Here is a 7,137-nt window from a genome sequence, read left to right on the forward strand (position 1 = left end):
GGGGGGCGCCCCTTCTTCATGCCCTGCTCCGGTCGGAAGGTCTCAGAAGAACACCGACCTCTCCGACATCCTCGTCGCGTCAGAAGAACACCGACCTCCGCTGCACCAACAACTTGTACAGCGTGTGCTGGATCTGCTCCCGTACCTGGTCCGTCAGGTTGAACATCAGCATCGGGTCCTCCGCCGCCTCCGGCGCGTACGAGTCCGTCGGGATCGGCTCCCCGAACTGGATCGTCCACTTCGTCGGCAGCGGCAGCGCCCCCAGCGGGCCCAGCCACGGGAAGGTCGGGGTCAGCGGGAAGTACGGCAGGCCCAGGATCCGCGCCAGCGTCTTCGCGTTCCCGACCATGGGGTATATCTCCTCCGCGCCCACGATCGAGCAGGGCACGATCGGCACCCCGGCCCGCAGCGCCGTCGAGACGAACCCGCCCCGCCCGAACCGCTGGAGCTTGTACCGCTCCCCGAAGGGCTTCCCGATCCCCTTGAAGCCCTCCGGCATCACCCCGACGATCTCGCCGGCGCGCAGCAGCCGCTCCGCGTCCTCCGCGCACGCCAGGGTGTGCCCCGCCTTCCGCGCCAGCTCGTTGACGACCGGCAGCACGAAGACCAGGTCCGCGGCGAGCAGCCGCAGGTGCCGCCCCGCCGGATGGCGGTCGTGAACGGCGACCTGCATCATCAGGCCGTCCAGCGGCAGCGTCCCCGAGTGGTTGGCGACGATCAGCGCCCCGCCCTTGTCGGGGATGTTCTCGACGCCCTTCACCTCCACCCGGAAGTACTTCTCGTACAGCGGGCGCAGCAGCGACATCAGGACCTGGTCGGTGAGCTCCTCGTCGTAGCCGAACTCGTCGACCTCGTACTCGCCGGTGATCCGCCGCCGCAGGAACGCGAGCCCGCCCGCGAGCCGCCGCTCCCAACCGCCTCCGGCGGCCGGCCGCTCCGGGGCGGCGGGGGTCACCGGCTCCTCCTCCGCCGTCCGGGCGGCGGGGAGTTCCGGCTCCTGCGGCCCAGGCAGGGCCCGTACGGCCGCCGCCTCGCCGTCGGTCCGGGAGGGGCGGCGACGGGCCCGTGAACGGTCGTCGTCGAAGGGAATGACCTTGGCGTCCGCCATCGCAGTCGGGCCTCCTCAGGCGCCGTCGTGAACTGTGGGAACTCCGGGAGGAGAAGCGGGGGCCAGGCGCCCGGCGAGCCGGTCCACCGCCCCGGCCAGCGTCTCGGGCGGCAGCAGCCCCCGCCCCCGGCCGCGCGCGAAGGCCGCGAAGGCCTCCGCCGTCGTGTGCCGGGGCGAGAAGCCGAAGACCTCGCGCGTGTGGACCGTCGAGACGACCCTGCCGTGGGTGAGCAGCCGGATCTGCTCGGGCGCGAAGTCGGTGATCCCGACCGTGCGCAGCGCCGTCCCCACCCAGGTGACCGCCGGGAGCAGCACCGGCACCGTCGGCCGGCCGAGCCGCCGCGCGCACTGGGAGAGGAGCAGCACCCCGTCCCCCGCCACGTTGAAGGTGCCGCTGTTCTGGGTGGCCCGGCGCGGCTCGTGCGCCGCCAGGCGCAGCACGTCGATCACGTCGTCCTCGTGGACGAACTGGAGCCGCGGGTCGTAGCCGAGGACGGTCGGCAGGACCGGCAGCGCCAGGTACTCGGTCAGCGGGGAGTCGATCCGGGGCCCCAGGATGTTCGCGAACCGCAGTACGCACACCGCCACGTCCGGGCGGCGCCGGGCGAAGCCCCGTACGTACCCCTCAACCTCGACGGCGTCCTTCGCGAAGCCCCCGCTCGGCAGCGCCTTCGCGGGCGTCGTCTCGGTGAAGACGGCCGGGTCGCGCGGCGCGGAGCCGTACACGCTCGTACTGGACTTGACGACGAGCCGCGCGATCCGCGGCGACTTCTGGCACGCGCCGAGCACCTGCATGGTGCCGATGACGTTGGTCTCCTTGACCGACGTCCGGCCGCCCCCGCCGAGGGCCGTCCCGGTGACGTCCAGGTGGACCACCGTGTCGACGTCGTGCTCGACGAGGACCTTCGCGATCTCGGGGCGGCGGATGTCCACCCGTACGAAGTCGGCGGCGCCGAGCTGGTGCGCCGGGTCGACCGCGTCCACCGCGATCACCCGCTCCACCTCGGGGTCCCGCTGGATCCGCCGCACGAAGCGGCCGCCGAGGTGCCGGGCGGCACCGGTGACGAGCACGACCTTGCCCAAGATCAGCGCCTTCCGTCCGTCTTCCGTCCGTCTTCCGCGGAACGCTTCCGCCGGTTCCGCCGGTTCCGTAGGTCGCCACCGTAGCGCTTCCAGATTTCCGCGCAATAAAAGACGTGGCCCTCCACCGCGAACGGTGAAGGGCCACGCCCGACGCACTGAATGCTGCGGTGCAGCGGTCGCCTTACTTCTTGTTGCGACGCTGAACGCGCGTGCGCTTGAGCAGCTTGCGGTGCTTCTTCTTCGCCATCCGCTTGCGCCGCTTCTTGATAACAGAGCCCACGACTACCCTCGCTCACTTCTCGGAACATTCCCGCCTCGGCGGAAATCGGTGCGGGGCGTCTGGGCCCACACGACCTACGTCGGCCTAGCCTACCGTCCCGAGCACCCCGGTCGTAATCCGAGGGCGATATCCGGCTCTCCCGGGGGCCGCCCGGGGTCCTCCCGGACTTTCCCGGCGACGCGCCGCGCGCTCGCTACGCGGTCCCCACCCCCACGAAGGACTCCCGGAGGTACTCGTGCACCGCCTGTTCGGGCACCCGGAAGGACCTGCCCACCCGGATCGCCGGCAGATGACCGCTGTGCACCAAGCGGTACACGGTCATCTTCGAGACGCGCATCACCGAGGCGACTTCCGCCACGGTCAGAAACTTGACCTCGTTGAGAGGTCGATCGCCAGCAGCCATGACCCACCTGTACCTTCCGCCGCGACGCCCACCGGCTTCCCCTCCGGTGACTCTTCGTCGCCGAGCGCTCACGATCCAGAGTAGGGGCGGGTGGTACGAGTGGGGAAGAGGAGCTGCGACCGGCCGTTTACCGTGACAGACGGGCTCGATTGAGTACATAGCGCGTCAGCGGGAGGTACGAGGCGGAGCGCACGCCGTCGTCAAGCGGAACCACCGCCGACACCTGCCCCTCCGCCTCCCCGACGAACAGCGCGGGATCGTCCGTGTCGGCGAGCCCGATGGCCTCGATACCGAGCTGACCTGCCCCGCAGACCCATCCGTGGTCCCCGACCACCAGCTCCGGGAGCGGCCCGCCGGAGTCGGCCGCGCTCTCCAGGGCGGCCCTGACCGGTAGCGGCGAATGGGAGTGCGCCCCCGGTGCGCGCCCGTCCCCGGGCGGTCCGGGTTCCCGTACGAACACCACCCCCCGCGCGTGGTCGAGGAGGAGCGTGCGTACGCCGAACCGGGTCGTTATGTCGACACGTCTCCCCTGCGCCGGGGTGAGGACAAGACATCCCGCCGCCGACAAGGCGTCTGCGAGTACGGCGTAGAAACCGAGCAGCCGGTGCGGATGGCCCGTGCCCAGGAGCACCGGAACCCGCCGCGCCGCCGCCGCGCCGAGCCGCTCCGCGAAGGCGTCGAGGCCCCGCAGCGTGCGCTCCGGATCGATGACGTCCGGCCCCGACCGGTGCCCCGGGTCCCCCGACACCCCGCACTTCTCGGCCATGAGCCGCAGCAGTTCGGCCTCGTCCCAGCCCCGTACGGGGTCGAGCCCGAGCAGCACCCGGGGATCGCGCGCGGCGAAGAGGCGGTAGCTCCGCAGGTTCTCCTCCCGCGGCGTCGCCACCGTGCCCGCCAACCCCGCCGCCAACAGATGCGCCCGCAGCGCCCCGGTACTCAACACCCTCCCGATGCTGCCGGAACGCGGCCGCCCGGGGACGGGAACCTCCAGGACGCCCCACCGTCGGCGTAACTTCCGGTAGGGCGTTCTCCAGACGGGTGGGGCCTAGGCCAGCAGCCCCCGCAGCGGAAAGGCGGCCCTACGGGTCGCGAGCACCGCCTGGTCGAGCCGGTCCGCCGGGTCGTACCCCTCGGCCCAGTCCCGGAAGTCCACCGGCCACCGCCCGTCCGTCATCCGCGCCGGCCCCGACTGCCGCGTCCGCGCGTACACCTCGTCCCGCCAGGACGACGGGATCACCGAGGCCGGTTCGACGGGCGCGTGCGCCGCGATCCCCACCAGGTGCGTCCACGACCGGGGTACGACGTCCACCACCGCGTACCCGCCGCCGCCGAGCGCCAGCCACTTGCCGCCGGCGTGCTCGTGCGCCAGCTCGTGACAGGCCTCCTGGACCGCCCGCTGCGCGTCGAGGGAGACCGCCAGGTGGGCGAGCGGGTCCTCGAAGTGGGTGTCCGCGCCGTGCTGGGTCACCAGGACCTGCGGCCGGAAGTCCGCGATCAGCTCCGGCACGACCGCGTGGAAGGCCCGCAGCCACCCGGCGTCCCCGGTCCCGGCCGGAAGCGCCACGTTCACGGCCCCGCCCTCGCCGGGCCCCGGCGCACCGGTCTCCTCCGGCCAGCCGGTCTGCGGGAACAGGGTCCTGGGGTGCTCGTGCAGCGAGACCGTCAGGACCCGCGGGTCCTCCCAGAACGCCGCCTGCACCCCGTCCCCGTGGTGCACGTCCACGTCCACGTACGCCACCCGCTCCGCGCCCAGTTCGAGCAGCCGGGCGATGGCGAGCGAGGCGTCGTTGTAGACGCAGAAGCCGGCCGCCGCCCCGGGCATCGCGTGGTGCAGCCCGCCGGAGAAGTTGACCGCGTGCGCGGCCTCCCCGCGCCAGACCGCCTCCGCCGCGCCCACCGACTGCCCGGCGATCAGCGCCGACACCTCGTGCATCCCGGCGAACGCCGGATCGTCGACCGTGCCGAGCCCGTACGCCTGGTCGGCGCGGCGCGGATCGGCCGAGGCCGCCCGCACGGCCGCCACGTAGTCCTCGCGGTGCACGAGCCGCAGCGTCGAGTCCCCGGCCGGCTTCGCCGCGACCACGTCGACCGCCCGGTCGAGCCCGTAGGCCCGCACCAGCGACATCGTCAGCGCGAGCCGTACCGGGTCCATCGGATGCTCGGACCCGAAGTCGTACTGCGTGACAGCTTCATCCCACATCAACAGTGCGCGGCCGCTCATGCCCGCCACCGTATCGGGCCGCCCGCGAGCCGAACGACGTGGCGTACACCACCGTCACCAGGACGAGCACCATCGGCACCAGCATCGCGCCCCGGTAGCTCCACGCGTCCCCGAGCGCCCCCACGAGCGGCGACCCGACCAGGAACCCGACGTAGTTGAAGACGTTGAGCCGGGCCACGGCCGCGTCGCTGTCGCCGGGGAAGAGCCGCCCGGCGGCGGCGAAGGTCTGCGGCACGAGCACGCTGAGCCCGAGGCCGAGGAGCGTGAACGCGGCGATCCCCGCCCAGGCGCCCGGTGCCACCGCGACGAGCCCGAACCCGAGCGCCGCGAGCACCGCCCCGCCGCGCACGACCGCCGCGGCCCCGAGCCTGCGCACCCCGAAGTCCCCGACGGCCCGCCCGAGGAGCGTCGTCACCATGTACGCGTTGTACGGCACGGTCGCCAGCTCCTCGGAGCTGTGCAGCACGTCCTGGAGGTACTTGGCGCTCCAGTTGGCGACCGTGGAGTCCCCGATGTACGCGAAGGTCATGACGAGGCAGAGCGGCAGCAGCAGCTTGAACGCGATCCCGCCGCTCCCCTTCTCCCCGCCCTCCTCCGCACCGGGCGCGTCGCCGCCGGCCACGTACCAGCGGCTGCCGACGAGCGCGAGGGGCACCAGGACGGCCACGACCGGCAGGTAGGACGTGAACAGCGACAGGTGCCAGTGCGCCCCCACCCAGGCGAGCGAGGCCCCGACGATCCCGCCGAGGCTGTACGAGGCGTGGAAGCCGAGCATGATGCTGCGGCCGTAGACCCGCTGGAGGCTCACGCCCAGCATGTTCATCGAGGCGTCCAGGGCGCCCACGGCGATCCCGAAGAGCCCGAGGGCGACGGCGGCCTCCCACAGCTCCGTACCGGCCCCCACGGCGAGCAGGGCGAGGAGCACGAAGGGCTGCGCCCACCGCAGGACGACGGCCGGCCCGACCCGGGCGACGACCTTCTCGGTCGTCACGCTCGCCACCCCGGCGAGGACCGGCACGGCGGCCAGGAAGGCGGGAAGCAGCGCGTCGGATATCCCGTACCGGTCCTGGATCGCCGGTATCCGGGTCACGAGCAGGGCGAAGGTGACCCCCTGCACGAAGAAACCGACCGCCAGGGATCCCCGCCCACGCCGCAACCGCGCATCCGTCATGGCGGCACAGCGTACGGCCGGAAACTACCCCTGGGTAGATGGATCACAGACCCAAAACCGCGGGCAGCTCGTCCATCCTCCGGAAGAACCCCCGGGCCCCGGCGAGCTTCTCCTCGGGGGTCATCGCGGTGAACCCGTACACGTCCATCCCGGCGGCCAGGGCGGCCTGCACGCCGAGCCGGCTGTCCTCGACCACGACGCACCGCGCGGGCTCGACGCCCATCCGCGCGGCGGCGTGCAGGAACAGGTCGGGCGCCGGCTTGCCCCGGCCGACGTCCTCGGAGCTGAAGACGTTCTCGTCCCGGAACCAGGCGTCGAGCCCGGTCTTCCGGTGCCCGACCCTGATCCGCTCGTGACTCCCCGAGGAGGCCACGCAGTAAGGGATCCCGGCGTCGACGAGCCGCTTCAGCACGTCCTCGGCCCCGGGCACGGGCTCCAACTCGGCCTGGAACGCGGCGAAGACGCGCGCGTGGAAGACGTCGTCGAAGTCCACGGGCAGCCGCTGCCCGGTCCGCTCCTCGACCAGGTCGTGGACGCGGTGCATGGCGGACCCCATGTAGTCCCGCAACGAGTCCTCGTACGAGGTGGGGTGCCCGAGCTCCGTCAGGTAGCCGGCCAACAGGGTGTTGGAGATCGGCTCGCTGTCCACCAGCACACCGTCGTTGTCGAAGATGACCAAGTCGTATCGCATGGCACAAGCCTAGGACGCGTCCGGAACGTGCCCGGAACGCAAAAATGCCTCAACCCCCGGACGAGGTCCGGGGGTTGAGGCTAAAAATTGTTCGGCGGTGTCCTACTCTCCCACAGGGTCCCCCCTGCAGTACCATCGGCGCTGAAAGGCTTAGCTTCCGGGTTCGGAATGTAACCGGGC

8 protein-coding genes and 1 rRNA gene are annotated in these 7,137 nt (G+C 72.1%); all 9 read right to left on the bottom strand.

Going from position 1 to position 7,137, the window contains the following annotated elements:
• Nucleotides 1-79: 79 nt before the first annotated feature.
• Complete coding sequence (locus ACFYNX_RS32930) at nt 80-1,108, bottom strand: lysophospholipid acyltransferase family protein (RefSeq protein WP_388667102.1); 1,029 nt, start codon at nt 1,106-1,108, stop codon at nt 80-82.
• A 15-nt stretch (nt 1,109-1,123) separates the two neighbouring features.
• Entirely contained in the window at nt 1,124-2,191 is a 1,068-nt protein-coding gene (locus ACFYNX_RS32935) for an NAD-dependent epimerase/dehydratase family protein (RefSeq protein ID WP_388667105.1), read from the bottom strand.
• 181 nt (nt 2,192-2,372) lie between these two features.
• Nucleotides 2,373-2,471 carry a 30S ribosomal protein bS22 gene (locus tag ACFYNX_RS32940; protein WP_003948845.1) on the bottom strand — a complete coding sequence of 33 codons (99 nt, stop codon included), beginning with the start codon at nt 2,469-2,471 and terminating at the stop codon, nt 2,373-2,375.
• Between the two features lie 193 nt (nt 2,472-2,664).
• Nucleotides 2,665-2,874, bottom strand: a complete 210-nt coding sequence (locus tag ACFYNX_RS32945) for a helix-turn-helix domain-containing protein (RefSeq protein WP_030223786.1) — start codon at nt 2,872-2,874, stop codon at nt 2,665-2,667.
• Between the two features lie 127 nt (nt 2,875-3,001).
• Nucleotides 3,002-3,817 carry a phosphatase gene (locus tag ACFYNX_RS32950; protein WP_365548619.1) on the bottom strand — a complete coding sequence of 272 codons (816 nt, stop codon included), beginning with the start codon at nt 3,815-3,817 and terminating at the stop codon, nt 3,002-3,004.
• A gap of 102 nt (nt 3,818-3,919) precedes the next feature.
• A complete protein-coding gene (locus ACFYNX_RS32955) occupies nt 3,920-5,095 on the bottom strand; it encodes an acetoin utilization protein AcuC (RefSeq protein WP_388667110.1) in 1,176 nt (391 codons plus the stop codon).
• Entirely contained in the window at nt 5,064-6,266 is a 1,203-nt protein-coding gene (locus ACFYNX_RS32960; protein ID WP_388667113.1) for an MFS transporter, read from the bottom strand. The genes ACFYNX_RS32955 and ACFYNX_RS32960 overlap by 32 nt, the downstream gene beginning before the upstream one ends.
• A 43-nt stretch (nt 6,267-6,309) precedes the next feature.
• Nucleotides 6,310-6,957 carry an HAD family hydrolase gene (locus tag ACFYNX_RS32965; RefSeq protein WP_388667115.1) on the bottom strand — a complete coding sequence of 216 codons (648 nt, stop codon included), beginning with the start codon at nt 6,955-6,957 and terminating at the stop codon, nt 6,310-6,312.
• Between the two features lie 89 nt (nt 6,958-7,046).
• A 5S ribosomal RNA gene (gene rrf / locus ACFYNX_RS32970) occupies nt 7,047-7,137 on the bottom strand; the annotation flags it as partial.

Origin of the sequence: Streptomyces sp. NPDC007872, from assembly GCF_042868165.1 — a bacterium.
Classification (GTDB): Bacteria; Actinomycetota; Actinomycetes; order Streptomycetales; family Streptomycetaceae; genus Streptomyces.

Excerpts from the sequence above, each read along its gene's own strand:
- ACFYNX_RS32960 (WP_388667113.1), bottom strand. The coding sequence starts at position 6,266 with ATGACGGATGCGCGGTTGCGGCGTGGGCGGGGATCCCTGGCGGTCGGT.
- ACFYNX_RS32930 (WP_388667102.1), bottom strand. The coding sequence starts at position 1,108 with ATGGCGGACGCCAAGGTCATTCCCTTCGACGACGACCGTTCACGGGCC.
- ACFYNX_RS32955 (WP_388667110.1), bottom strand. The coding sequence starts at position 5,095 with ATGAGCGGCCGCGCACTGTTGATGTGGGATGAAGCTGTCACGCAGTAC.
- ACFYNX_RS32965 (WP_388667115.1), bottom strand. The coding sequence starts at position 6,957 with ATGCGATACGACTTGGTCATCTTCGACAACGACGGTGTGCTGGTGGAC.
- ACFYNX_RS32945 (WP_030223786.1), bottom strand. The coding sequence starts at position 2,874 with ATGGCTGCTGGCGATCGACCTCTCAACGAGGTCAAGTTTCTGACCGTG.